General features: G+C 33.3%; 1 protein-coding gene. It reads right to left on the bottom strand.

Translation table 11 applies throughout. The features are described from left to right. Positions 1-428 precede the first annotated feature (428 nt). Positions 429-710 (bottom strand): hypothetical protein, encoded by a 282-nt coding sequence (locus MT391_RS20680; protein ID WP_499499978.1) that lies wholly within the window; start codon positions 708-710, stop codon positions 429-431. Positions 711-956 lie beyond the last annotated feature (246 nt).

Raw genomic sequence — 956 nt, 5'->3', positions numbered from 1 at the left:
AGTCCTTAATTTAAAATCTGCGGGTAATTGGGCTGAAAAATTCAAAGTAGGCGATCTCAGGGGCTAAAAAAAACCACCATTTGGTAGCTTTTTTCTTTCGTAAAACGGGTTTTATGGTAAATAACGCCCAGTGACTTGTTATGTGTAATTTACGGACTAAAAAAACCAACGCCTAATAAACGCAATTATTATTACGGCAAAGACTAAATAGAAAACAACAGCCCCAAATTTTGGAAACCCAGCCAAAGGTGCTCTTGGGCCAAATGAGCTTGTAGGAGAAAAGAGAGCACCCCAAAACAATAGCCACGCAAAGAACATACCTAAAAATAACAATGCTTCGTCAATCATGAATTCCCAAGCTTAGAAATTTACACATAACGCCTTAATGACAACCGTAATACGTCCAGTTGATTAACTTATTAAAGGTGTCATTTACTCCATTGATCAAGTATATGATCTGAGACCTCTTTTAATAATCCTTGCCAAGATGCATTATTATTTGTTGCATCTACAACTATCAAAGAATCATTAGAATCCATTTTAGCCCACACTTTTTCAAGTGCCTGTGAAGCAGTAAAAGATGAATTTACATACCAATGTGACTTTTGAACTTTTGCCCAACTTCCTAAGCTCTTAATTTCATCTATAACTACCTGATAATCCTGTCCAGGAGAATTTAAATCATAAGAAATAAAAAGATTGTTCGCCATATACTAACTCCTATTTTTATACGTTTAAGCTTATTAAACCTGAAAATTCCATATTTCCGGTGAATATACGGAATACATTAATTTTCTAAAATAAGATTTAGGTTACGCTTATAAAATCTAAAATCAAAAAATTAAATAAAAAAAAGAGCAGGTTACTTCTGTATTTACATCACAAACTTGATGTTTTTATCTGGCTATGGATTTAAGACTTAAAAAAGTTGTTAGCGCAAGTAAGTAACATGCACA

Origin of the sequence: Vibrio sp. 1-Bac 57, assembly GCF_037546855.1 — a bacterium.
Classification (GTDB): Bacteria; Pseudomonadota; Gammaproteobacteria; order Enterobacterales; family Psychromonadaceae; genus Psychromonas.
This window is presented reverse-complemented; position numbering and strand designations above follow the sequence as displayed.